We start from the raw sequence: 25,576 nt of genomic DNA on the forward strand, positions 1-25,576 counted from the left end.
GGTGGGCCCCCAACAAAGAGAAATGCGAAAAGCATTTCACCAAGCAAAGCAAGTTGTGGTGGAGCCCCGACAGATAGGCTTTCGAAAAGAAAGCCAACGGACAAAGCAAGTTGGGGTGGCTGAGACGGCACCCTAGGAAAGCGAAGCCATTCAATACGAAGTATTGTGAAAATAGAGAACAGCAGCAAGATATTTTTAAATTGAAAATATCTTACTGCTGTTTTTCTGAGATGTATGTCCCAGACCCTTTTTGTGCCTTTATTATTATGTTATATTTTTTCAATTTCGATAAGCAGATCACCAGTAGCGATGGCATCACCATTTGCCACAGTGACTTGCTTAATTATACCATTGAATGGTGCTTGTATTGTTGTTTCCATTTTCATAGCTTCAGTTATTAATAACGGTTGATTTACAGAAACTTCATCTCCTACAGCAACTTTAACTTCTGTCACAGATCCAGGCATTTGCGCACCAATATGACTTGGGTTCGTCTTGTCTGCTTTAGGTTTTACATTCACATTTGTTTTAACATTTTCATCTTTAATGTAGATACGTCGTGCTTGACCATTCATCACAAAATAGATTGTACGATTGCCATTTTCATCTGGCTCACTAATCGTTTCCAATTTAATAATCAAACGTTTACCAGTATCAATTTCAATTTCTACTGTTTCTCCATGACGCATTCCAAAGAAGAAAGTAGGTGTATCTAGTAATGATAAATTACCATATTGCTCTTTAGTCGCTATATATTGTTCGTATACTTTAGGGTACAATACATAACTAATTAAATCTTGATCAGTCACTTCTTCTTGTTGTTTATTAGCCAATTCTTTACGTACTGCATCAAAGTTTACATCATCCAGATATTCACCTGGTCGTGCGGTTAACGGCTGCTGACCTTTTAAAATAACATCCTGCAATTGCTTATTAAAACCATTAACTGGTTGCCCAATTTCCCCTTTAAAGTAAGAAACTACTGATTCAGGAAAATCAAGTTTATGACCATCTCTAATCACGCTTTCTTCGTCCAAATCATTTTGAACCATATAAAGTGCCATATCCCCAACAACTTTTGATGAAGGCGTAACTTTAACGATATCACCAAATAAGAAGTTAACACGGCGATACATATCTTTAACTTCGTCAAAGCGTTCTCCTAAACCTAAACTTTTAGCTTGTTGACTTAAATTTGAATATTGACCACCTGGCATTTCATGTTGGTAAATTTCAGTATTTGGAGATTTAATATCACTTTCAAAATCATTATAATAATCACGCACATGCCCCCAGTAATGACTCAACGTTTCAAGTCCAGCGATATCAGTACGCATATTACGATCAAAGCCATTTAAAGCATAGTATAAAGAGTTCGCGCTTGGTTGACTTGTTAAACCACTCATTGATGCGACTGCTGTATCAATAATATCTACCCCAGCATCAATTGCCTCTTTGTATGTCAACAATCCGTTGCCACTTGTATCATGTGTATGCAAATGAATAGGCATATCAACAGCTGCGCGCAATTCGCCAATTAATTCATATGCTGCTTTAGGTTTCAACAAACCTGCCATATCTTTAATCGCTAATATATGGAAACCTTCACGTTCTAATTGTTTAGCTAAATTTACATAGTATTCTAACGTAAAGACATTAGAACGCTCCGGATTTAAAATATCACCTGTATAACAGATGGTACCTTCAGAAATCTTACCTGCTTCTTGCACCGCTTCATTGGCTACCTTCATTTGATCGACCCAATTTAATGAATCGAAAATTCTAAAGACATCTACCCCAGCTTTGGCGCTTTCAGCAACAAATTTCTTGATAACATTATCGGGGTAATTCTTATACCCCACCGCATTCGACGCACGCAACAACATTTGGAATAATACATTTGGAATTGCTTCACGAAGACGTTCTAATCGCTCCCATGGGTTTTCTTTAAGGAAATTATATGCAACATCAAAGGTTGCGCCACCCCACATTTCAAGTGAAAAACTATCTTTAAAGACTTCAGCTGTTTTTGAAGCAATATTCATTAAATCTTTTGTACGTACTCTCGTAGCTAAGAGAGATTGATGTGCATCTCTAAAAGTGGTATCAGTAATTAAGACATCATCTTGTTGACGCACCCATTGTGCAACATGATTTGGTCCATGCTGATCTAACAATTGTTTAGTACCAGACAAACTATTGATTTGTTTCTTTGCAATACGTGGTATAGAAGTCGTTTCATAATCTGGTTTAGGTCTTTGCTGAACATTTGGGAAGCCATTGATTGTTACATTGCCAATGTATTCAAGTGTTTTTGTTCCCCTATCCAGTGTCGGTTGTATATCAAATAATTCAGGTGTTTCCTCAATAAATTTAGTTGTATAATCGCCGCTTCTAAATTTTTCATTTCTCATCACATTAATCAAAAATGGAATATTCGTTTTCACACCACGGATACGCATCTCACGTAATGATCGTTCCATTTTTTCTTCTGCTTGTTTAAAAGTCACGGCATGCGTTGATAATTTGACAAGCAATGAATCATAATAAGGTGAAATTTCCGCACCTTGGAATCCATCACCAGCATCCAATCTAACGCCAAAGCCACCACTTGAACGATAAGCAATGATTGTACCTGAATCAGGCATAAAATCATTAGTAGGATCTTCTGTTGTAATGCGGCATTGAATTGCATATCCTAAAGTATGGATATCTTGTTGTTGTGGTAAACCAATTTCCTCACCAAATAAGCTTGCACCATCAGCCACTAATATTTGAGTTTTAACAATATCAATACCTGTAATCATTTCAGTGATCGTATGTTCTACTTGGACACGAGGATTGACTTCAATAAAATAAAAGTCTTCACCTGAAACTAAAAATTCCACCGTACCGGCGTTTACATATTTGATTTTAGTCATTAATTGTAAAGCTGCATTACAAATTTTCTCTCGCAATTCTTTTGACAAACCAACAGATGGCGCTACCTCAACAACTTTTTGATGGCGACGTTGTACTGAACAATCACGCTCATATAGATGCACAATATTGCCAAATTCATCTCCAATAACTTGTACTTCAATATGTTTAGGATTATCAATGTATCTTTCAATATATACTTCACTATTGCCAAAAGATTTTTCAGCTTCAGATTTAGCACGATGAAAGGCATCTTCTAATTCGTTCGCTTCCCTAACGATACGCATACCTTTACCGCCACCACCACTTGTGGCTTTAATCATTAACGGATAGCCCGCCTCATCCGCAAATGCGCGAGCACTTTCAAAGTTTTCTATCGGTCCATCTGTCCCTGGTATAACAGGTAAATCCGCATTTATTGCAGTTGTTCTTGCTTTAACCTTATCCCCAAACATATCTAAATGATCTAAATGAGGTCCTATAAATTTAATGCCTTCTTCATGGCATCGATGTGCAAAATGTTCATTTTCACTTAAAAAACCATACCCTGGATGTATGGCATCTGCACCAGCTTCTTTAGCTACAGCTATAATGCGTTCGATGTTCAAATAACTTTCGGCTGGTCCCAAATCTTTACCAACTAAATAGGACTCATCAGCTTTATATCTATGTAAAGAACTTTTATCCTCATTAGAATAAATTGCGACCGTTTTAATATTTAATTCAGTTGCTGCTCTAAAAATTCTTATTGCTATTTCACCGCGGTTGGCAACCAGTAACTTTTTAATGTGTTTCAAAGCAGTGACACCCCTCTTATTATTTGAAAATTCTAACTAATTAGATAATAAAATTTTATCTTAATTTACGCTAAAAAGCCATTAATATTTTGTGAAAATATGCTAACAATACACAAACTAAAACTGACCATAAGCGAATAAGCAAAAGTTATTATATATCATAATTTAATTTTATCATCATTCAGTATTTGTTGCTATACTATATCTAAAACTTAGTAAAATAATCATAAATGATTAAAACCAGCTAGGACATACATCTCTCCAAAATAGCATTAAAGGTAGTTTGACATATAAAGACAGACTTCAGCATCCCCAACTTGCGTTGTCCGTAGAAATGCTTCTTGCATTTCTCTTTGTTGGGGCCCCACCCCAACTTGCGTTGTCTGTAGAAATGCTTCTTGCATTTCTCTTTGTTGGGGCCCCACTTTTATGTGTTTTGGTGAAGGGCTTCGTATTTGTCTTAATGGTCCTTTAATGATAGAAATAATGAAGAAGTCAATTTCTATTGAGTTTCAGTAGAAATTGACTTCTTCAACTTGTCAGAGGCTTCTATGTCGCAGCATCTTGGATGATAAATGATTCAAATAGCTATAAAGATAGATGTTACTACATTATGCGTTTTGGCATACTTTTTTGACGTTGTTTGCGTAATTTATCTTCTTTCTTAATTTGTTTACCGATCATAAGCAATAAGCCAAGTGCAATGCTTAAACTAATCATTGATGAACCACCAAAACTAATAAATGGCAATGGTACACCAGTCAATGGAATGGTTGCAGAAATGCCTCCTAAATTAACAAATGTTTGACTGCCAATATAGCTTGCTACACCAACACATACAAGTTTATTGAAATATGATGTCGTTTTATTTGCAAGTATAAAAGCTCTATAGACAATAAAAAATAATAAGCCTATAACGAATAAACCACCGACTAATCCTAATTCTTCACAAATTATAGCAAAGATGAAATCGGTATGTGGTTCAGGTAAATAACCTAACTTCATCACACTGTTGCCTAGTCCTCGACCAAATAGACCTCCATTACCTATAGCTATAAGTGAGTTAGAAATGTGATAACCCGTTCCAGCCGATGATGCGAACGGATCAACTAATGTACTAAAACGCGCTTGTAAATAGCCAGGCAAATGTCCTGATAATGCCACTATAAGTAATACTATGAAAAAAGCTGCAGCAATAGCCGTTAAGATGATAAAGAACTTTCCTTTGAAAAACTTTTCAAAGCCTAAACCTGAATATAACAATATCGAACCAAATATAATAATAATCAATAATGTTTGCCCAACATCGCGCTGTAAAAAGACAAGCGCTAAACAGAATAAAACTAATCCCACAGGTGCAAATATTAAAGTAAAATCTTTTTTTACTCTAGGCATTTTTCTATCAATAATAAAAGGGATATACATAATAATGGCAATTTTAAGTAATTCTGACGCTTGTAAGTTCATAAATCCGAGGTTAATCCAACTTTTTGAACCATTAATGTTCTTCCCAATAATGAGCGTTAAAAGTAGTAATAGTATGATTGTTCCCATAATACCTACCTGCACTTGAGGGTTTTTCAAGATTTTGCCGTTTAGCAAAAATGCAATGACAAATACAATCGCAAAACTCAAAATAACATAGAGTAATTGTCGATCGTAAAAATACGTACCAGCTACCTCAACGCCACCAGTTAACGTTCCTTTAGTAGCAGCAACCATACTTGCACTATATACCATAACTAATCCAATCAGGCACAATATCACATAAGCTATTAATAATGGATAATCGATAAATTTAGATGTTTTACCAATCTTTCTCATTAAATTTTTAAAATTATTCATAAAGTTGATCATCCAATTCTAAATTTTAAACTAGTTATTTCATCTGAAAAATTTATATTTTAAAATTATGTAAAGAAATCTTTCTAAACTATTATATACTTCAAGCGAGCTATTTCTCAAATATTAACTGACTATAGCTCATAAACAAAATCAAACACAACATTCATCATACTTAACATAAAAGTGACTGAGAATATTAAGTTCAATTAATACTCCAGTCACTTGTCATCAACCCGCATGTATGTATCTTGTTAGTACGCAACACTTAATTATATATAAGTTATTAAAAACTCCCATTTATTATTTAACATCTGTAAATGCTTCATGTAATTTTGAAAGTTCTTTCTCAAGTCTTAACATTAAATCTTTGCCATCTTCTTTATCAACAAGCCCAAGTTGAACAGCAAAATCAACTTCTTTTTGTAGGCCAAACATTTGAGTATCGAGAACTTCTTCATATAATGGGCAAGATGGTAACGTTAAATTATCTATTTGAACTTTGATAAGTTGTAATATTCTATCTGCATCTTTGTTTAATTGTTCATATGCCACACTTTTTAAATTAGTTTGGTTCGCCATCACATACTCCCCCTATCCTTAAATATCTTCATGTAAAAAGTTTATCTTACTACATACCAAAAAGCAAGTGAATTTCAGTAAAGGAAATTTTAAATTTATGCTAAAATGAAATCGTAGTTTAAATTTAGGGAGTGTAACATATAATGATACAGATAACAGGTGAAGTTAAATATCCGATTACATTGGATAGTACAACTTGGATTTTTGATGATCGTAAAGTCAGTATTTCTGACCTTGAACAAGGCGTTTTTGACGGATCTAAACCCATTGAATTTGATGATAATAGAGAATGGAATCGTGCCATACTTGAAGGTCAAACAAACCCACCAACACTTAATTCTGAGATTAAATATAAAAAACGTGCCGTCTTAGAGGACTCTTTCGTCATTAATATGACTCCGTTTTTCAAAAATGCTGAACCGCATAATAATGCAACAATGATTCGCTTAATTGATAAAAACCAAGATGCTATCGATGTTCCATTAGATTTACTCCCCTATTTATTTTTCCAATTCGCTAAAGATGGTAAACGTCTCTATGAAGACAATGCTGTTGATAGTTTTGTTTATATACAAAATAAAGGATATGATTACCAGTTTAAGCATATAACTCATATCGAGGTGATTTAATTTGCGTGAAGTGCAATGTATCATTTGTGATCGCAAAGTATTTATTGATGAAGCAACCGTTGAAGCTAAGCGATTACAAAATAATCCTATACGCACGTTTATGTGCGATGATTGTAAGAGTCGACTGGATAAACCTAAACAACGACCTTATACACAAGAAACACAAAGAAATGCAACAGATAAACGCTGTCACAAACAGCCGAAAAAGTCGCTCAAGAAGAATAAAAAAACTGCAAAGACTAAAAAAACTGATTGAAGTCAATACTTCAATCAGCTTTTTTATATCACTTACTAATCTATTTTATTCGTTATCTTGCATCATTTGTTTTACACGTTTTGCTTCTTTTTCGCGTGCTGCTTTGTTTAAAATTTTCTTTCTCAAACGAATACTTTGCGGTGTTACCTCTACTAATTCATCATCATTAATATACTCTAACGCTTCTTCCAACGTTAAAATTCTAGGACGATTCATTGTTTGTGTTTGATCTTTTGTTGCAGATCGCACGTTTGTTTGGTGTTTTGCTTTTGTTATATTTACAGTTAAATCATTTTCACGATTGTGTTCTCCAACAATCATACCTTCATATACTTCAGTACCTGGTTCCATGAAGTTAACACCACGATCTTCTAAACCTATAATGGCATATGCTGTTGCTTGACCTTGATCCATTGAAATCAATGCACCGTTACGACGACCACCAATTTGTGCTTTCACTCGCGGTCTAAACTCTTCAAATGTATGATTGATAATACCGTATCCACGTGTCATAGACATGAATTCAGTTGTGTAACCAATCATACCACGTGCTGGAACCATAAAGATTAAGCGCGTTAAACCATTATCCGTTGTTGTCATATCAACCATTTCGCCTTTACGTGCACCTAATGATTCAATCACAGCACCTGCATTTTCAGAAGGTACTTCACATTGAACACGTTCAAATGGTTCACTTAATACACCATCAATTTCTCTTAAAATAACTTGTGGTTTAGATACTTGAAGCTCGAACCCTTCACGTCTCATATTCTCAATTAAAATAGATAAATGTAATTCTCCACGACCAGCAACAATCCATGTATCAGGAGAGTCAGTTGGTGATACTTTTAAGGAAACATCTGTTTCAAGCTGTTGTTCTAGACGTTCTTGAATTTGACGTGCTGTCACAAAATCTCCTTCACGCCCAGCAAATGGTGAATTATTCACCTTAAATGTCATTTCTAATGTAGGCTCATCAATGCGTAACACCGGTAATGCTTCTTGATTATCCGTTGGCGTAACCGTTTCACCTACGTTAATGTCCTCCATACCAGAAACAGCGATTAAATCACCGGCTTGCGCTTCTTCAATTTCCTCACGTTTTAAGCCGAAATAACCAAATATTTTAGTCACACGGAAATTTTTTACACTGCCATCTAATTTAATTAATGAAACATTATCACCTACATGCATTTTCCCTCTGAAAACTCGCCCAATACCAATACGGCCAACGTAATCATTATAATCCAATAATGCTACTTGGAATTGTAATGGTTCATCACTGTTATCAATTGGTGCTGGCACATAATCAATAATTGTTTCATATAGTGATTGCATATTTTCATCTTGTTTCTCAGCATCAAGACTCGCTGTACCATTTACAGCTGAAGCATAAACTACTGGGAAATCTAATTGCTCATCGTTAGCTTCTAATTCGATAAACAAATCTAGAACTTCATCTACTACACCTTCAGGTCTAGCAGATGGTTTGTCAATTTTATTAACAACCACAACTGGTTTTAAATTTTGTTCTAATGCTTTTTTCAATACAAAACGTGTCTGTGGCATCGTACCTTCATACGCATCTACTACTAAAACGACACCATCAACCATTTTCATGATACGCTCTACTTCACCGCCAAAATCAGCGTGTCCAGGTGTATCTAAGATGTTAATTCTTGTTCCTTTATAGTCGACTGCAGTATTTTTGGCAAGAATTGTAATACCACGTTCTCTCTCTAAATCATTAGAGTCCATCGCTCTCTCGTCAACATGTTCATTCTCTCTAAAAATACCCGACTGTTTAAGTAATTCATCTACTAATGTCGTTTTACCATGATCGACGTGAGCAATAATTGCGATATTACGTACATCTTCTCTTCTATTAGTCATATTATTATTTCCTTTCTTAGGTAAACTCCCACTTTTAATTACAACTTTTTTATTATATCATACTATTAAGAAATGATAAGCAAAAGGTGGGGTGGGGTATGCAAAATCAAAAACAAAAATCAAAATCTATATTTTGGATATTATCAATCTTAGCTGTTATATTTTTAGTGTTATTTAGCTTCAGTGTTGGTGCTGGAAGTGTTCCAATGATGATTTTAACACTTATATTGCTCATTGCAATATTTGGCATAGGCTTTACACTTAAGAAAAAATATCGTAATAATCATTGGCTATAAACTTCAGATGAATATTAGAAGAGCCTGGAACATTATTCTTGTTCTGGGCTCTGAACTCTATATTGGCAGTAGTTGACTGGATTAAAGATACGCTTATACAAGTTTTTTCAATCCTAGTCAACCATGTCAGGGCGAAACTTCGAATTCATAATGCATTCTGTTCCGCTCTCTTTTATTTGTAATATTTAGCATGTAATTCTGTTAAAGTTTGTTGATGTGGTAAAAAGAACTGTTGAAGAAGTTCTTCGTGAACTGTTTGATTAGCCATTAAAACAGAATCAGGATGTGTAATCTCTAAAGTTTCTCCTAACAAATTACTTCCCTTGCCACCAACTTCATTTAGTATAATTAACCCGCCAGCAAAGTCCCAAGGTTGCAATCTTGGTGTAATGTATGCTGCTAGTTGTCCTTTAGCTACAGCAATAATTTCAAGTGCAGCACTCCCGTACGCACGGGAACTTCTAGCACGATTTACAACTGGCTGAAAAATCGGCCCAATGATAGGCTTTGTTACCCAGTTAGGATTTATACCAATTAAACTTGATTTTAATTCTGATGTACCAATTGCTTCAAGACGATGATTATTTTCAAAGGCTCCCTCATGTACTTTTGCATGATATAAAGCATCTTTCATAACATCATAAACAAATCCTGCATAGGCTTTTCCGTTGTAATAAATACCAATAGAAATCGCAAAATTTTCACGTTGATGCACAAAATTAAGCGTGCCATCAATAGGATCGACAACCCATACTACTCCATCAATATTTCTGATGTTATGTCCATGTCCTTCTTCTCCAATCACCTTATGTTCAGGATAGTTGGAGTGAATTGCCTCATAAATATATGTTTCTGTTGCTTTATCAACATTAGTTACTAAATCATTCGGATTTGATTTCGTTTCAATACTTAACTTTTCTTTCATCATTAATCTAACATTATTGCCTGCTTCTAGTATTAAACTTTTCGCAAAATCATATAGTGCCACGGTACCATCTCCTATTATCTATCATTATACATGATTCCACCTACATTGTTATATACAATACAATTTTGTTTTCCTTTTCAATAGATCTTTAAACGTTATTTCTATAATCAACTTCGAAGTCGAATAGTGTGGACTTATGCTACAATAGTAACAACCTTATTCCATTATAAAGGAGTTAAACAATGACTAAGTATACGTTTAAACAAAAAGATTTTAAAGCATTTGATGTCGACGGTTTAGATGCACGCATGGAAGCTCTAGAAGCGCATGTTAGACCTCAATTACGTGCTTTAGGAGATTATTTTGCTGATTATTTTACATCTCAAACAGGTGAAACATTTTATTCACATGTAGCAAAGCATGCACGTCGCAGTGTTAATCCACCTAAAGACACATGGGTAGCATTTGCAACGAATAAACGTGGTTATAAAATGTTGCCTCATTTTCAAATTGGGCTATTTAAAGACCATCTGTTTATCATGTATGGTGTTATGCACGAAACTAAAGATAAAGCCCAACGTGTTAAGACATTTGATAAACACTTCGATACGTTAACACATTTACCTGAAGATTATCGCATTTGTCTTGATCACATGAAACCTGATAAACCACTTATCAAAGACTTATCCGTCGACGAATTACATGAAGCAATTGATAGAGTCAAAAATGTGAAAAAAGGCGAATTCTTTGTTGCACGTACACTTGCACCAAACGATAAACGCTTAAAAAGCGATCGAGCTTTCCTAAATTTTGTTGAAGAAACATTTAACGAATTTATTAAATTCTACGCATAATTTTAGCCATATAATTATTCTAACCTTGCCACTGACAATGAATCATTTCAAATGTCAGTGGCAGTTTTTTTAATTGCGTTTTATTGTTTATACATTCAACCGATATAGTTGATACTATAACTAGGTGTTATCGTACTGACCAAAAAATTATATATTTTCTTAAATAAGCATAATTTTTTTCTAATAATAAAAAAAGTTTAGGTTGACCTAATTTTTATTTTAGGTTAATATTTATACATCTACTATTAAGGAGTTTTATGAATGAATAAGAGAGACACTACACATCAACCTAAACATCTAAGCTTAGATGAAATTAATAATACGATTAAATTTGATTCAAATGGTACATCAAGCCAAAAATTTCTAGCATTTTTGGGCCCTGGCCTATTAGTTGCTGTTGGTTATATGGACCCCGGAAATTGGATTACTTCAATGCAAGGTGGAGCACAATTTGGATATACCTTATTATTTATTATCTTAATATCCAGTTTATCTGCTATGCTACTGCAAAGCATGACACTGCGTCTAGGGATTGCGACCAGTCATGATTTAGCTCAAATGACAAAACATTATCTTTCAAAACCAGTGGCAATTATTTTCTGGATTATTGCAGAACTTGCCATTATAGCAACAGATATTGCAGAAGTTATAGGTAGTGCCATCGCACTAAATTTGTTGTTAGGCATCCCATTGATTGTTGGCGCTATTATTACAGTCTGTGATGTATTTTTATTACTATTTATAATGAAATTTGGTTTTAGAAAAATTGAAGCCATTGTTGGAACATTAATTTTTACTGTATTAGCCATTTTTGTCTTTGAGGTATTTATCTCTTCTCCAAGTACAACAGCTATTTTAGAAGGATTTGTTCCTCATAAAGAAATCATTACAAATCATGGAATTTTATATATCGCGTTGGGTATTGTTGGAGCTACAATTATGCCACATAATTTGTATCTACATTCATCTATTGTCCAATCACGCCAATATGATAGACACTCTATAAAAGAAAAAGCACAGGCAATTAAGTATGCAACAATTGATTCTAATCTACAATTATCCGTTGCCTTTGTAGTTAATTGTTTATTATTAGTATTAGGTGCATCACTATTTTATGGCGTTAACCAAGATCAACTAGGTGGCTTTTATGATTTATACCATGCATTACGGACACAACCTATTCTTGGAGCTGCGTTAGGTGCTATCATGAGTACACTTTTTGCTGTTGCCTTGTTAGCTTCAGGTCAAAATTCGACCATTACAGGAACATTAGCAGGTCAAATTGTTATGGAAGGTTTTTTAAATATTTCATTACCTAACTGGTTAAGACGTCTTGTCACTCGAGCAATTGCTGTTATTCCAGTTATTATTTGCCTCATCATTTTTAAAGGTAATGAAGAGAAAATTGAACAATTACTAGTATTTTCACAAGTATTTTTAAGTATTGCTTTGCCGTTTTCACTTATACCGTTGCAGCTATCTACAAGTAACAAACAGCTAATGGGACCTTTCGTAAATAAATCATGGGTTAATTATTGCTCATGGATACTTATCATTGTTTTAAGTGTATTAAATGTTTATTTGATTATCGAAACATTTAAAGAATTTATATAAATGGCTCCTAATTTAAAATAAAACTCGATCTATAGGACATGCTAAAGACCGAGACTCGGTAAAAATTTTTCAAAGCGAAAATTTACAAACCCTTTCATTTGGGATTGGTTATGAACGTTCTTCTAGGAGAACCAAGCTATTCAATATGAAGTATCAAGATAAAAAAGCTCGTAGATGATTGTGAAAAATCATTTACGAGCTTTTATTTTATAAATTATGTCTTAAACACTATTAATATACACGTAATGCTTCAACTTTTCATTTAATAGATATATGGATTTTCTTTCTTTTCTGCATGTTTATATTGTTCTGCATGCCAATCGGAATCATTTTTATATTGGTTTCTTTTAACAATCAACAACACAATAACGATTAACCATAAAATCATTGCAATGATGTTCATACTAAATAGTCCTATTAAAACTGCAGAAATAAATAGAAATATTGCAATAAGTGAACGATTTTTTATCAATGTTGTCGCAGCGATTCCCAATATAGTTGAAAATGCTAAAATGCCTATGAAAAACACCATAATAAAATGAATTAGCTCTGGGGTCACTGTAACGTTTTTACCAGCAAATTGTTTCGCCATTTGTTCATATTCTTTCACATTATTCTTTTCATCTGTTAAAAGCATGGATAAGATATTAAAAAGCAAAAAAATTAGACTTAGACCATTTGCTATCCATGCAATGACCAGCTCTTTCTTTGTCTTCAAATAGCAACTCTCCCTTATTGTACTCAATATCTATCATACTAAAAATATATGTTAAAAGCGAATACATTATAATAATAAAAAGCGGAACATCAGTCTTTATTGACTCGATGCTCCGCGCTTTACTTCATAGTTTATTTTGAATCATCAAGATGACTTTCTTGCTGATCTTTTGCACTATTTTCATGATTAAATATTTGTTTACGTTCTTCATAGTTCATACGTCGCTGATTTACTGCGCTTGGCTGATTTTTACGTTTTTCTTTCATACGCTGATTATAAGCTTTTCGTTTTTCACGTTTTCTTGCTTTAATTTCAGCTTTTTCTTGTTTGCGTTGCGCTTTTAACTCTTTTTTATCTAATACCGGTTCTTGTTGGACAACTGCTTCATTAAATGGGGCAGCTCCTTCATCGCTAAATTCATCTTGATATTTATTCTTATGATATTTTGCCTGTCTTGAGAGTACTTGTGGTGTCTCATCTTCATCATCTGTTGATTGATAGTCACTCATAATCGCACGTTTAGGATATTGATCATATTTATCATCTTCGTTAAATGATGGATTGCTCGATTCTTGTGGCATGTGATATGCCATGCCGTCGTTAGGCTGATGACGTTCATAATCATCATATATCGGTGGCTGTTGTTGATAATCCGGCTCATTATAGCGATAATCAAAGTTATCATCATAACCAGGATAGCCATATGCAGGTACTATTTCTACCTTATTCTTTCTTGCAAACATCATAATAGCAATGATAAAGAAGAAAATAGGAATGATTAATGTCACAAATAAAAGTACGAGTGGTAGCGTAACAACAGATGCAACTAAAAATAATATTCCTGATAATATTCTAATATTCATTGAAATCAGTGCTAAAAATGAGATGAGCAAACAAATAATAAAATATACTATCACTGCCCAAATACCGTTTTGTAACCAAATTACAAACTGAGTTGTATTAAAACCATTATTACCTAATATTTGTTGAATTAAATCATTGTTATTTAATGTGGCTTCTAAATTCTGTATTGACGTATCATTACTGAATGAAACTAATGCAATAAACATAGTAATAATTGTCATTAGCAACAAGAAAATCCAGCTAAACCAACCAAGTATTTTTTCAGTTAAACGACTTACAGGCCGTTTGATTTGAGTATACTGTTCTCCTGACATTTATTACAACTCCCTTACCATCCTTATCAAATAATTATATCGAATTTTAACTTAAATAACTACAATTTTATGCTACTTTAACGACATTTTAAAATTCAAAAAGCTTTCATTATAATTCCCAAGTGTTCGCTGACCAAGATCTTTATATACTTCTAAGCGGGCTTGTTCTTGTTGTGTTGGATAGAAACGATGATCGTTTCTAATTTCATTAGGTAGTAACTGACGTGCTGCTTTATTTGGTGTCGCATAGCCTACCCATTCCGTATTTTTCTTGCTATTTTCCGCATCTAAAAGGAAGTTTATAAATTGATATGCACCCTCTTTATTTTGAGCTGTCCTTGGTATCACCATATTGTCGAACCATAGATTGGAGCCTTCTTTAGGAACAACGTAATTATACTTATCGCTTCCTTGCACAAGTGGTGCAGCAACACCACTCCACACTACCGCGATGTTACCTTCATTTTGCTGCAACATCATTGTTACTTCATCACCAACAACGCCTCGAACTTGTGGTCCTAGCTTTTTCAAATCTTGTTCAGCTTGTCGTAAATGTTGTGAATTGGTGTCATTTAAACTATAACCTAATTTATTTAAACTTAATCCTATAATTTCTCGCGCCCCATCGACAAGTAATACATCATTACGATATCGTTCTTGATATAAATCAGACCAATGATTAAATGACGCGTCTGGATATGCTTGTTTATTGTATAATATACCCACTGTACCAAAAAAATATGGAATAGAATATTGATTTCCCTTATCATAAGACTTGTCTAAATAATCTGGGTCTAAATTTCGCATATTTGGTAATTTATGATGATTCAATGGCACAAGTAAGTTTGCACGCTTTAATTTTTGTACCGTATATTCACTTGGAAAAGCAACGTCATAGTGAGTACCACCATTTTTTATTTTGGCTTCCATCGCCTCGTTAGAATCAAACGTTTCATATATAACTTCTATCCCCGTTTGATTTTCAAATTGTTTAATCAATTCAGGATCAATGTATTCTCCCCAATTATAAACATATATTTTTTTGCCAGATTTTGCTTTTTCATGTCCACTAAAAAGATGACTTATCCCTAGACAAAGTAATCCAATAACCAGCGCGCCGCAAACTAATTGAAGAAACTGTTTCATCGTAGCATACCTCTTTTCAATCTAGGTTTACGCTTTAAGGTATGCTGGATACCATAATAACCAACTATACCAATGACGATAACAACAAATAGCAGTGTTGAAATCGCATTTACTTCCATACTTATTCCTTTTCTAGCCATGGCATAGACTTCAACTGATAGGACACTAAAACCATTCCCAGTCACAAAAAAGCTAACCGTAAAATCGTCTAATGAATATGTTAAAGCCATAAAAAAACCACCTATAATCGCAGGCATTAAATTTGGAATAAGTACGCGACTTAAAATTTGTGATTCTGTTGCTCCTAAATCTCGTGCAGCATTTAATATATTGTGATTCATTTCATAAAGTTGTGGTAAAACAACAATAACTACAATTGGAATACAAAACGCAATATGCGATGCTAAAACAGTACCGAAACCTAATCCGATTCCCATAAAATGTCCAAGCGCAGTAAACATAATTAAAAATGAAGCACCGATAACTACATCAGATGACACCATAAGTACATTGTTTAATGTCAATAATGTTACTTTGAGTTTCTTCTGTCTTAAATAGAAGAGTGCTATCGCTCCAAATGTTCCTATAACAGTTGAAATTGATGCAGCCAATAGTGCTACTGCTATTGTATTAAAAATAATTGCCATGAGTTTGTCATTTTTAAATAAGCTTTGATAATGTTCGAACGTAAAATGCTCAAAATGTATCATATTTCCACCAGAATTAAATGAATAAAACATTAGAAAAAATATTGGGACATATAAGATGACCAATAAGATACTTATATATAATTTGCCATACCATTTCACATTGGTCACCTTCTTTCATCGTTAGATTTCGTAATGATAAGGATGAGTGCCATAAATACAATTAAGACGATTGCAATCGTAGCTCCCATACCATAATTTTGAATCACTAAAAACTGTTCTTCAATAGAAGTACCTATGTTGATTACTTTGTTACCTGCAATTAATCGCGTTATCATAAATAACGATAATGAGGGAATAAAAGTAACTTGTACCCCTGTCAAAACACCTTCTTTTGTTAGTGGCAATATCACTTTTCTAAATGTTGTAAATGGGTTTGCACCTAAATCACTAGATGCTTGAATTAGATTTACAGGTATTGATTTCATACTGTTGAAAATCGGCAATATCATAAAAGGAATATAAATATAACTAGCTACAACTAAAAAGGCAGCTGATGTAAATAGCATGTCTACTTTTGGAACATTTAATATTCCAAGTACTTTATTAATCAGCCCATCGTGACTAAGCAAACCAATAAAAGCATATGTTTTTAATAACAGATTAATCCAAGTTGGAATAATAAGTATTAATAACCAGAAATTAGGATTTTTAGCGTTTCTAATAAAATATGCAGTTGGGTAACTGATGAACAACGTGATCATAGTAATTAATGCGGCATAAAGAATTGAGTCCCAAAACATTTCAAAATACTTATACTGAAATATTTGTTGATAATTAGTGAAACTAAAATGTCCATTTATATCGGTAAATGAAAAATATATTAACAATAATACAGGCAAAATTATGAAGATAATCATCCATAATATATAAGGCACTAATAGTATCTTTTTAATATTACTCATCATCAGTATCCTCATAGCTTTCAATACGTTTATCAAATTCCTCTTCAGTTTCTCCTGGAACCATGATATGAATAGATTCTGGTTCAAAATATAAACCAACTTCACTACCCACATCCGCCTTTTTAGTAGTTTGTATAACCCATTCATAGCCCTTTCGATCTACACAACAAATTTCATAATGCACACCTCTAAAGAGCAAAGAATCCACTGTAGCTTTAAACAAACCAGCTTCGGCTTCTATTAAAGAGATATCTTCTGGACGAATCACAACTTCAACCTTTTTACCAGAAGGAATCCCCATATCAACACAATCAAAATCCTGCCCATAAATATTAACTACATAATCTTTGACCATGGTGCCATTTACAATATTTGATTCGCCAATAAAATCAGCTACAAAACGATTCACTGGTTCATCATAAATATCTGTTGGTGTACCAAATTGTTGTATTTTACCGTCTTTCATCACAAAAATGTAGTCACTTAATGCTAAGGCTTCTTCTTGATCATGCGTAACAAAAATAAATGTAATACCCAATCGTGATTGTAATTCTCTGAGCTCATATTGCATTTCAGTACGTAGTTTTAAGTCTAAGGCTGATAATGATTCATCTAACAATAATATTTCTGGCTCATTAACAATCGCTCGAGCTATAGCTACACGTTGTTTTTGACCACCACTCATATCATTAATACTGCGCTGTTCGTAACCTGATAACTTTACTAACTTCAAGGCATCTGTCACTTTTTGATCAATATCTTTTTTAGATAATTTCTTAAGCTTTAAACCAAAAGCAATATTATCATAAACATTGAGATGCGGGAATAACGCATAATCTTGAAAAACGGTATTGACCTTACGTTTATTAGCCGGTAAATTTTCGATAGAACGATTTTGATAAATAATCTCTCCACTGTCTGGTGTCTCGAACCCCGCAATAAGCTTTAAAATAGTCGTCTTACCACATCCTGATGGACCCAATAAAGTATAGAAATAGCCTGATTCAATATCTAAGTCCATATGGTCAAGAATATTTAAATCATCATAGCCTTTACTCACTGATTTAAATGATAATAATGGTTGCATAATGTCATAACTCCTTATAAATATGATGCAGTTGCTACAATCAATATCGTAACGTTCTGCTTGCTGTTATTGCATAATTGATGAACATCATTTGCCCTGAAATAAAGTACATCTTCTGCATTTGCACGATAAAGTTGGTTCCCGAGTGACAAAGTAATTTGCCCTTCTAAACAATAAATAAAGGTATCTGAATTAGAAGGCTGAAAATGTTTATATGATGCACCAGGCTTTAACGTAAGCATGAGTGGTTCCATGTCATACTCATTTGAATTTGTGACTAACCATTTTAAAATATAGCCCTTGTCATATTCATCATAAATTGTTTGATCTTCAGCTGTATAAAGCACCTTTTCTTTAGTTTTCTCCTGAAAAAAATCACTTGGCCGCGTACCTAAAACTTCTAATATATTTAGAAATGTCTCCATACTTGGAGACGCATGTTGACTCTCAATTTGAGAAATATATCCCTTCGTTAAGTCAGTACGTTCAGCTAATTCTTCCTGCGTTAAATTTTTGAGCATCCTTAAATTTTTCAATTTCATTCCAATATCCATCTATGTAACCACCTAAAAATAGCTGTATCATGTTTAGTAATATTAAACATTTTGTTTAATGCTTAATAAAAATAACAAAATACAGCTCATGTTGCAATACTTTTTATAATTATTTAATTATGAATGGAAAAAAATAATGCATAATAAGATTCTTAGTATTATCTCAGCTTGTTTTGCTTGTTGGATTTCTGACCGAACTTCTCCAAGTTGGGGCCACCCCAACTTGCTTTGTCCGTGGAAATGCTTGTTGCATTTCTTTTTGTTGGGGCCCCACCCCAACTCGCGTTGTTTGTTGGCTTTCGTTTTGAAAGCCTCCGTGTTGGGGCCCCTATGTTCTTGTGTTGTTTTTTTGTTGTATGTGTGTTGGTTTATTTTGTGTTGTTGCTTCTTTAATGACTTGGTAGCTGTTGTAACCGCTGTTTTGCTCGAATTCTTTAAATATTTGTTTTTCTTCTGCTTTTCCAGGTACAATTTGTTTAAAATTTCGATAGTGCGCTATAACTTGATCGAATGACACAGATGACTCATAATAGCGCTCTATTTGATTAAAAAAGGCAATCACCTTTAACATTTCATCATGTGTCCAGTCCATATCTAAAGGATATTGATATTCCATTAATTTACCTCCTTAAGTAATATAGCAAAAAAGAGAGCGGGACAGAGTTCATTTTGAATTCGTATTCCCGCCCTGGCAAGGTTGATTTAAATTGAAAAAACTTAGTATAAGCGTGTTTTCAATTCAGTCAACTGCCGCCAATATATAGCTTAGAGCCTAAAACATAATGATGTCTTAGGCTCTAAACGATTTATAAATCACTATTACATAGTGTGGATTGGTAATCCAATAGCTTTTTCAGCTGCTTCCATAGACATTTCACCTAATGTTGGGTGAGCATGTACTGTTAATGCGATATCTTCAGCGTTCATTCCTGCTTCAATAGCTAAACCTAATTCAGAAATGATATCAGAAGCACCATTACCAGCAACTTGTGCACCGATAAGTGTGTCATCTTCTTTTAATGTGATCAATTTAACGAAACCAGTAGTATCATCTAATGATAACGCACGGCCATTTGCTGCATAAGGGAATTTAGAAGCTTTGTATTCTAAACCTTCCTCTTTAGCTTGAGCTTCAGTGTAACCAACTTGAGCTAATTCTGGTTCAGTGAAGCATACAGCAGGCATACCAATATAATCAACTTCTGAAGCTTGTCCAGAGATAGCTTCAGCAGCTACTTTAGCTTCATAGCTTGCTTTATGAGCAAGTGGTAAACCAGGAACGATATCACCAATTGCATAAATATTGTCGATAGAAGTACGGCTTTGTTTGTCTACTTCTAATAATCCACGATCACCAAATTTAAGACCTAATTCTTCTAAGCCTAATTCGTCTGTATTTGGACGACGGCCAACAGTTACTAATACGTAATCAGCTTCGATTGTTTGTTCTTCACCTTTAGCTTCATAAGTAACTTTAACGCCATTTTCAGTTTCTTCAGCATTTTTAGCCATTGCTTCAGTAATGATCTCAATACCTTTGTCTTTCATGCCTTTTTTAACAGGTTGTGTCATTTGTTTTTCAAATCCACCTAAGATGTCTTTCGCACCTTCAAGGATTGTAACTTCAGAACCGAAGTTAGCAAATGCAGTACCAAGTTCAGAACCAATATAACCGCCACCAACAACAACTAATTTACCTGGAACTTCTTGTAAGTTCAACGCACCAGTTGAGTCGATAACACGTTTACCAAATTCAAAGTTAGGAATTTCTATTGGTCTAGAACCAGTTGCGATAATAGCGTTTTTGAAGTTATAAGTTTGAGCACTTTTTTCATCCATAACACGTAAGCTATTGTTATCTACGAAGTAAGCTTCGCCTTTAACAATTTCCACTTTATTACCTTTTAATAAGCCTTCAACACCACCAGTTAATTTGTTTACAACTGATTGTTTGAATTCTTGAACTTTGTCAAATTTAAGTGATACGCTTTCAGCGATTACACCTAAGTTTTCAGAGTGTTGTGCTTCAACAAAGCGATGAGAAGCGTGTAATAATGCTTTTGAAGGAATACAACCAACGTTCAAGCATACGCCACCTAAGTTACCTTTTTCTACGATTGTAACTTTTTGTCCTAATTGTGCTGCGCGAATTGCTGCAACATAGCCACCTGGGCCTGCTCCAATAACAATAGTATCTGTTTCAATTGGGAAATCTCCAACTACCATGTTTTACCCCTCCATTAATAATAATTCTGGATTATTTAATAATCGTTTAATATGGTTCATTGCATTTTGTCCAGTTGCACCATCAATTTGTCTGTGGTCAAAGCTTAATGATAATGCTAATACAGGAGCTGCAACGATTTCGCCGTCTTTAACGATTGGTTTTTGTGCAATACGGCCAATACCTAAGATAGCTACTTCTGGGTGATTGATAACTGGAGTGAACCATTGTCCACCAGCAGAACCGATATTACTGATAGTACATGTAGCACCTTTCATTTCTTCAGAAGTTAATTTACCGTCGCGAGCTTTAACAGCTAATTCGTTAATTTCATCTGAAATTTGGAAGATAGATTTACGATCTGCATTTTTAACTACTGGCACTAATAAACCTCTGTCAGTGTCAGCTGCGATACCAATATTCCAATAATGTTTGTGAACAATTTCGCCAGCTTCTTCATTGAATGAAGTATTAAGTGCTGGATATTTTTTAAGTGCAGAAACAAGTGCTTTAACTACATATGGTAAGAATGTTAATTTAATACCTTGTTCAGCTGCAATTTCTTTGAATTTTTTACGGTGATCCCATAAGTCTTGAACATCAATTTCATCCATTAATGTTACGTGAGGTGCAGTGTGTTTAGAGTTAACCATTGCTTTAGCAATTGCTCTACGCATTGCAGGGATTTTTTCAGTTGTTTCAGGGAAGTCGCCTTCTGGAACCGATTGAGTTTGAGGTGCAGAAGTCTCTTCAGAAGTTGAAGCAGCTGCACTTTCATTAGAAGCAGATGCAGCTTGAGCACCGCCACCATTTAAGTGGTTGTCAATGTCTTCTTTTGTGATACGGCCATTTTTACCTGAACCAGCAACCGCTTTAATATTAACACCTTTTTCACGTGCATATTTACGAACTGAAGGCATTGCTTTAATTTTTCTGTTTTCGTCTACTTCTTCATCTTGTGAAGCTGATGCTGCTGGCGCTTCTTCAGTTTCAGCTTTAGCTTCTTCTTTAGCTGGCTCTTCTTTAGCTGATGAATCGTCATCATGACCTTTAAATTGCATTTCTTCAGCATCAGGTGCATCAATTTTAACGATGACGTCTCCTACTACTGCAACAGTTCCTTCGTCTACTACCACTTCTTCAATTGTACCGCTTACTGGAGAAGGGATTTCAACTACGGATTTATCGTTTTGAACTTCAGCTAACACATCATCTTCTTCAATAGTGTCTCCGGCTTTAACAAACCACTTTACAATTTCACCTTCGTGGATACCTTCACCAATGTCGGGTAATCTAAATTCAAATGCCACGTTCTTGTCCTCCTAATAATGTCATTTTCAATTATTTCATTAAATTTATAACATGAGGTTGAGACATCAGCTTAATATGCAACTAGAAAAGCTTTTTTAATGCGTTTTACCAGATGATACAAAACCCTTAGTTGTCCCGACCTCATAGTTCATTTTTACACATCTAAATCATTTATTCAAAAGTAAGTCTTGCAATTTTTTACAACAAATTATTAGAACTCTAATGTTGCTTTTGCTTGTTCAACAATATCATTTTTGTTTGGTAACCAAACATTTTCAGCTTGAGTGAATGGATAAACTGTATCAGCAGCAGCAACACGTGCAATTGGTGCTTCTAATGATAAAATTGCTCTTTCTTGTAATTCAGCAGCAACATTTGCGCCAACACCTGATTGACGTTGTGCTTCTTGAACAACAACAACGCGTCCTGTTTTTTCAACAGAAGCAACTAGCGTATCCATATCTAATGGCTGAACAGTACGTAAGTCAATCACTTCTACTGAATGACCATCTTTTTCAAGTTCTTCAGCAGCTTTAACGGATTCTTGAACCATTGCACCATAAGCGATTAAAGTGATGTCTGTACCTTCTTTAACAACTTTAGCTTTGCCAATTTCAATTGTATATTCTTCTTCAGGTACCTCTTCACGGAATGAACGGTATAATTTCATATGTTCTAAATAAACAACTGGGTCATTAGATCTAATAGATGAAATTAATAAACCTTTTGCATCGTAAGGGCCTGAAGGAATAACCACTTTAATACCAGGTGATTGAGCTAAAATACCTTCTAAGTTATCAGCGTGTAACTCAGGCGTATGTACCCCACCACCAAATGGTGTACGAATAGTTACAGGAGCTGTTTTTGTACCACCTGAACGGAAACGAGTACGCGCGATTTGTCCAGCAACTTCGTCAAACACTTCAAAAACGAAGCCAAGGAATTGAATTTCCATAACTGGACGATATCCTTGAGTAGTTAAACCAAGAGCCAAACCACCAATACCTGATTCAGCTAATGGAGTATCGAATACACGGTCTTCACCGAATTCTTTTTGTAAACCTTCAGTAACACGGAATACACCGCCGTTAACACCAACGTCTTCACCGAAAATTAAAACATTTTCGTCATTTTGCAATTCAGTTTTAAGCGCATTGTTAATCGCTTGAACCATTGTCATTTGTGCCATGGCTTATTTCGACTCCTTCTCTTTGTAAATTTCATATTGTTCAGCTAAGTTTTGAGGCATTTCTTCATACATGATGTCCATTAAGTCAGTAACTTTCTGTTTTTCAACTTTGTCTGCCTCTTTGATTGCTTTTTTAATATCATCTTTAGCACGTTCGATTACTTCGTTTTCTTTATCTTCATTCCATAAACCTTTATTTTCAAGGAATTTTCTGAAACGTACTAATGGATCTTTTTTCTCCCATTCTGCATCTTCATCTGAAGTTCTGTAACGAGTTGGGTCGTCACCAGCCATTGTATGTGGTCCATAACGATATGTCATTGTTTCAATTAAAGTAGGACCTTCACCTGCAACTGCACGATCACGTGCTTCTTTAGTTGCTTGATAAACTGCTAATGGATCCATTCCATCAACTTGAATACCAGGAATACCTACAGAAATTGCTTTTTGAGCCAATGTAGTGGCAGCTGTTTGCTTACTACGTGGTGTAGAAATTGCGTAGTTATTATTTTGAATTACAAAAATTGCAGGCGCTTTATAAGCAGAAGCAAAGTTTATACCTTCATAGAAGTCACCTTGTGAAGATCCACCATCACCTGTGTAAGTAATCGCTACTGCTTTTTTACCACGTTTTTTAATACCAAATGCGACACCAGCAGTTTGAATGTATTGCGCACCGATAATAATTTGTGGACTAAAGGCATTTACACCTTCAGGGAATTGATTTCCTTTGAAGTGACCTCTTGAGAATAAGAATGCTTCAGTTAATGGTAAACCGTGCCAAATAATTTGTGGTACATCACGGTAACCAGGTAAAATAAAGTCTTCTTTTTCTAAAGCATATTGTGAAGCTAATTGTGAAGCTTCTTGTCCTGCTGTAGGCGCATAGAAACCTAGACGTCCTTGTCTATTTAATGAAATAGAACGTTGGTCAAGAATTCGAGTCCATACCATTCTTTCCATCAATTCTACAAGTTGTTCATCTGTTAAATCAGGTACTAAGTCTTCATTTACGACATTACCATCTACATCCAAAATTTGAACCATTTCAAATTTCGATTGCGTCTCATTTAAAACTTTTACTGCATCGAATTGGGCTTGTAACTTAGGAGCCATTCAATTCACCATACCTTTCCCATATAATAGAAATTCATTTTATCCATTTGTATTGTATCATAAATAAATAGACCTGTTAATCAATTTGGAAAAGTTCTGTGTTACTAAAAAAGAATACAGATTGTCCATCTGTATTAGTCCATTTAGACAATCTGTATTAGTTAAATCATTCGCTTATTTTGTCAATATCTCCTTTTTCTTTATTGACCTTATTCAACGCTTTTATGTATGCTTCAAATTTTTTCTTAAATGTTTTTTGAGCCTTGTTAATTGCTTCTCCCTTTTCTTTTTCTTGTTGTTGCATAACCGTTTTTTGTTTCAACAATTTAAAGTATGATCGTTCTTTATCTAAAATATTACGATATGCTGCGGCATAATCATCGTGCTTTTTGTATTTATCTTTGAGTGCATCATCAAGTTCCTTGAGTTCTTTTCTTTTGGAATCATCTTTAATTTGATTAATATGTTTGCTTGCTTTTTTGAATTCTTTATTTGAAGCATTCATAGCTTTGACTTCTTTATTAAATTCTTTGCTTCTTTCATTGATATTACTAATCATCTTATCAGCAATTTTAACACGTGTGTCTGGATTATTAGTTACAATTTTTTTATAATACTGTTGCTTTTGCTTTTCTAAATCATTTAATTTTTGACCAGTTGAGTTTATAACTTGTTCATTGCTAGAGGCTTGTTGTATCGTATCTTCATAAGCTCTCACTTCTTTTCTATCCGTTGTACATCCGGCCAGCAAAAGAGTGGATGCAAGCAAGACACCCAAAGCTCGATATAATTTCATTTATAGTCCCTCCCGAGATATACTCACTGTAATGA

Annotated in this window: 22 protein-coding genes and 1 pseudogene; 5 read left to right on the forward strand and 18 right to left on the reverse strand. The window is 34.3% G+C overall.

What is annotated here, in order from left to right; all coding sequences use genetic code 11:
• Positions 1–269: 269 nt before the first annotated feature.
• The 3 genes from AL499_RS03135 to AL499_RS03145 all read right to left on the reverse strand — a co-directional run bounded on the left by AL499_RS03135 (position 270) and on the right by AL499_RS03145 (position 6,140).
• A complete protein-coding gene (locus tag AL499_RS03135; protein WP_002493061.1) occupies positions 270–3,716 on the reverse strand; it encodes a pyruvate carboxylase in 3,447 nt (1,148 codons plus the stop codon).
• A 606-nt stretch (positions 3,717–4,322) separates the two neighbouring features.
• On the reverse strand, positions 4,323–5,561 hold the full coding sequence (ftsW, locus tag AL499_RS03140; RefSeq protein WP_002478357.1) for a cell division peptidoglycan polymerase FtsW: 1,239 nt from the start codon (positions 5,559–5,561) through the stop codon (positions 4,323–4,325).
• A 300-nt stretch (positions 5,562–5,861) separates the two neighbouring features.
• The gene (locus tag AL499_RS03145) at positions 5,862–6,140 is read right to left on the reverse strand and encodes an Fpa/YlaN family protein (RefSeq protein ID WP_002459406.1); all 279 of its coding nucleotides are present in this window, start codon (positions 6,138–6,140) and stop codon (positions 5,862–5,864) included.
• A 143-nt stretch (positions 6,141–6,283) separates the two neighbouring features.
• Between AL499_RS03145 and AL499_RS03150 the strand changes: the two genes are divergently transcribed.
• Together AL499_RS03150 and AL499_RS12710 are read left to right on the forward strand one after the other, a co-directional pair.
• Positions 6,284–6,769, forward strand: a complete 486-nt coding sequence (locus AL499_RS03150) for a hypothetical protein (RefSeq protein WP_002459407.1) — start codon at positions 6,284–6,286, stop codon at positions 6,767–6,769.
• Position 6,770: 1 nt separating this feature from the next.
• Positions 6,771–6,914: pseudogene (locus tag AL499_RS12710) on the forward strand (DUF2197 domain-containing protein); the annotation flags it as partial.
• 156 nt (positions 6,915–7,070) lie between these two features.
• Here the strand turns inward: AL499_RS12710 and typA are convergent.
• A complete protein-coding gene (typA, locus tag AL499_RS03160; RefSeq protein WP_002459409.1) occupies positions 7,071–8,918 on the reverse strand; it encodes a translational GTPase TypA in 1,848 nt (615 codons plus the stop codon).
• 98 nt (positions 8,919–9,016) lie between these two features.
• Here typA and AL499_RS03165 point away from each other — a divergent pair, with 98 nt between their 5' ends.
• A complete protein-coding gene (locus AL499_RS03165) occupies positions 9,017–9,214 on the forward strand; it encodes a DUF5325 family protein (protein ID WP_002478359.1) in 198 nt (65 codons plus the stop codon).
• A 172-nt stretch (positions 9,215–9,386) separates the two neighbouring features.
• On the opposite strand, the gene AL499_RS03170 is transcribed toward AL499_RS03165, so the two are convergent.
• On the reverse strand, positions 9,387–10,202 hold the full coding sequence (locus AL499_RS03170) for an inositol monophosphatase family protein (RefSeq protein ID WP_002493064.1): 816 nt from the start codon (positions 10,200–10,202) through the stop codon (positions 9,387–9,389).
• 182 nt (positions 10,203–10,384) lie between these two features.
• On the opposite strand from AL499_RS03170, the gene AL499_RS03175 reads away from it, so the two are divergent.
• Positions 10,385–10,996 (forward strand): YktB family protein, encoded by a 612-nt coding sequence (locus AL499_RS03175; protein WP_002493059.1) that lies wholly within the window; start codon positions 10,385–10,387, stop codon positions 10,994–10,996.
• 261 nt (positions 10,997–11,257) lie between these two features.
• Positions 11,258–12,610, forward strand: coding sequence for an Nramp family divalent metal transporter (locus tag AL499_RS03180; protein ID WP_002459413.1), 1,353 nt, complete (start codon positions 11,258–11,260; stop codon positions 12,608–12,610).
• A 262-nt stretch (positions 12,611–12,872) separates the two neighbouring features.
• Here the strand turns inward: AL499_RS03180 and AL499_RS03185 are convergent, their stop codons facing one another.
• The 13 genes from AL499_RS03185 to AL499_RS03245 form a co-directional block, all read right to left on the reverse strand.
• Positions 12,873–13,328 carry a DUF4064 domain-containing protein gene (locus tag AL499_RS03185; protein WP_002478361.1) on the reverse strand — a complete coding sequence of 152 codons (456 nt, stop codon included), beginning with the start codon at positions 13,326–13,328 and terminating at the stop codon, positions 12,873–12,875.
• 131 nt (positions 13,329–13,459) lie between these two features.
• On the reverse strand, positions 13,460–14,506 hold the full coding sequence (gene auxB / locus AL499_RS03190; protein WP_002493069.1) for a lipoteichoic acid stability factor AuxB: 1,047 nt from the start codon (positions 14,504–14,506) through the stop codon (positions 13,460–13,462).
• Between the two features lie 72 nt (positions 14,507–14,578).
• The gene (locus AL499_RS03195) at positions 14,579–15,652 is read right to left on the reverse strand and encodes an ABC transporter substrate-binding protein (protein WP_002478363.1); all 1,074 of its coding nucleotides are present in this window, start codon (positions 15,650–15,652) and stop codon (positions 14,579–14,581) included.
• Entirely contained in the window at positions 15,649–16,461 is an 813-nt protein-coding gene (locus AL499_RS03200) for an ABC transporter permease (RefSeq protein ID WP_037540687.1), read from the reverse strand. Before AL499_RS03200 ends, AL499_RS03195 begins: the two co-directional genes overlap by 4 nt.
• A 5-nt stretch (positions 16,462–16,466) precedes the next feature.
• Positions 16,467–17,264: an ABC transporter permease gene (locus AL499_RS03205; RefSeq protein ID WP_002493062.1), complete on the reverse strand. Its 798-nt coding sequence runs from the start codon at positions 17,262–17,264 to the stop codon at positions 16,467–16,469.
• Entirely contained in the window at positions 17,257–18,351 is a 1,095-nt protein-coding gene (locus AL499_RS03210; protein ID WP_002478364.1) for an ABC transporter ATP-binding protein, read from the reverse strand. Before AL499_RS03210 ends, AL499_RS03205 begins: the two co-directional genes overlap by 8 nt.
• A gap of 14 nt (positions 18,352–18,365) precedes the next feature.
• On the reverse strand, positions 18,366–18,905 hold the full coding sequence (locus tag AL499_RS03215; RefSeq protein WP_002459420.1) for a helix-turn-helix domain-containing protein: 540 nt from the start codon (positions 18,903–18,905) through the stop codon (positions 18,366–18,368).
• A 328-nt stretch (positions 18,906–19,233) separates the two neighbouring features.
• Positions 19,234–19,521: a UPF0223 family protein gene (locus tag AL499_RS03220; protein ID WP_002493056.1), complete on the reverse strand. Its 288-nt coding sequence runs from the start codon at positions 19,519–19,521 to the stop codon at positions 19,234–19,236.
• Positions 19,522–19,724: 203 nt separating this feature from the next.
• Positions 19,725–21,131, reverse strand: a complete 1,407-nt coding sequence (gene lpdA, locus AL499_RS03225) for a dihydrolipoyl dehydrogenase (RefSeq protein WP_002493058.1) — start codon at positions 21,129–21,131, stop codon at positions 19,725–19,727.
• Positions 21,132–21,134: 3 nt separating this feature from the next.
• Positions 21,135–22,439, reverse strand: a complete 1,305-nt coding sequence (locus AL499_RS03230) for a dihydrolipoamide acetyltransferase family protein (protein ID WP_002478366.1) — start codon at positions 22,437–22,439, stop codon at positions 21,135–21,137.
• Positions 22,440–22,651: 212 nt separating this feature from the next.
• Positions 22,652–23,629 carry an alpha-ketoacid dehydrogenase subunit beta gene (locus AL499_RS03235; protein WP_002459424.1) on the reverse strand — a complete coding sequence of 326 codons (978 nt, stop codon included), beginning with the start codon at positions 23,627–23,629 and terminating at the stop codon, positions 22,652–22,654.
• Between the two features lie 3 nt (positions 23,630–23,632).
• Entirely contained in the window at positions 23,633–24,745 is a 1,113-nt protein-coding gene (gene pdhA, locus AL499_RS03240) for a pyruvate dehydrogenase (acetyl-transferring) E1 component subunit alpha (protein WP_002459425.1), read from the reverse strand.
• A gap of 166 nt (positions 24,746–24,911) precedes the next feature.
• Positions 24,912–25,541, reverse strand: coding sequence for a YkyA family protein (locus tag AL499_RS03245; RefSeq protein WP_002493071.1), 630 nt, complete (start codon positions 25,539–25,541; stop codon positions 24,912–24,914).
• Positions 25,542–25,576 lie beyond the last annotated feature (35 nt).

Source organism: Staphylococcus lugdunensis, assembly GCF_001558775.1.
GTDB classification, from domain to species: domain Bacteria; phylum Bacillota; class Bacilli; order Staphylococcales; family Staphylococcaceae; genus Staphylococcus; species Staphylococcus lugdunensis.

Coding starts and splice junctions, on each gene's coding strand:
- AL499_RS03180 (WP_002459413.1), top strand. CDS start 11,258: ATGAATAAGAGAGACACTACACATCAACCTAAACATCTAAGCTTAGAT.
- auxB (WP_002493069.1), bottom strand. CDS start 14,506: ATGTCAGGAGAACAGTATACTCAAATCAAACGGCCTGTAAGTCGTTTA.
- AL499_RS03175 (WP_002493059.1), top strand. CDS start 10,385: ATGACTAAGTATACGTTTAAACAAAAAGATTTTAAAGCATTTGATGTC.
- AL499_RS03150 (WP_002459407.1), top strand. CDS start 6,284: ATGATACAGATAACAGGTGAAGTTAAATATCCGATTACATTGGATAGT.
- lpdA (WP_002493058.1), bottom strand. CDS start 21,131: ATGGTAGTTGGAGATTTCCCAATTGAAACAGATACTATTGTTATTGGA.
- AL499_RS03220 (WP_002493056.1), bottom strand. CDS start 19,521: ATGGAATATCAATATCCTTTAGATATGGACTGGACACATGATGAAATG.
- AL499_RS03215 (WP_002459420.1), bottom strand. CDS start 18,905: ATGGATATTGGAATGAAATTGAAAAATTTAAGGATGCTCAAAAATTTA.
- ftsW (WP_002478357.1), bottom strand. CDS start 5,561: ATGAATAATTTTAAAAATTTAATGAGAAAGATTGGTAAAACATCTAAA.
- AL499_RS03145 (WP_002459406.1), bottom strand. CDS start 6,140: ATGGCGAACCAAACTAATTTAAAAAGTGTGGCATATGAACAATTAAAC.
- AL499_RS03210 (WP_002478364.1), bottom strand. CDS start 18,351: ATGCAACCATTATTATCATTTAAATCAGTGAGTAAAGGCTATGATGAT.
- AL499_RS03165 (WP_002478359.1), top strand. CDS start 9,017: ATGCAAAATCAAAAACAAAAATCAAAATCTATATTTTGGATATTATCA.
- pdhA (WP_002459425.1), bottom strand. CDS start 24,745: ATGGCTCCTAAGTTACAAGCCCAATTCGATGCAGTAAAAGTTTTAAAT.
- AL499_RS03195 (WP_002478363.1), bottom strand. CDS start 15,652: ATGAAACAGTTTCTTCAATTAGTTTGCGGCGCGCTGGTTATTGGATTA.
- typA (WP_002459409.1), bottom strand. CDS start 8,918: ATGACTAATAGAAGAGAAGATGTACGTAATATCGCAATTATTGCTCAC.
- AL499_RS03205 (WP_002493062.1), bottom strand. CDS start 17,264: ATGAGTAATATTAAAAAGATACTATTAGTGCCTTATATATTATGGATG.
- AL499_RS03235 (WP_002459424.1), bottom strand. CDS start 23,629: ATGGCACAAATGACAATGGTTCAAGCGATTAACAATGCGCTTAAAACT.
- AL499_RS03245 (WP_002493071.1), bottom strand. CDS start 25,541: ATGAAATTATATCGAGCTTTGGGTGTCTTGCTTGCATCCACTCTTTTG.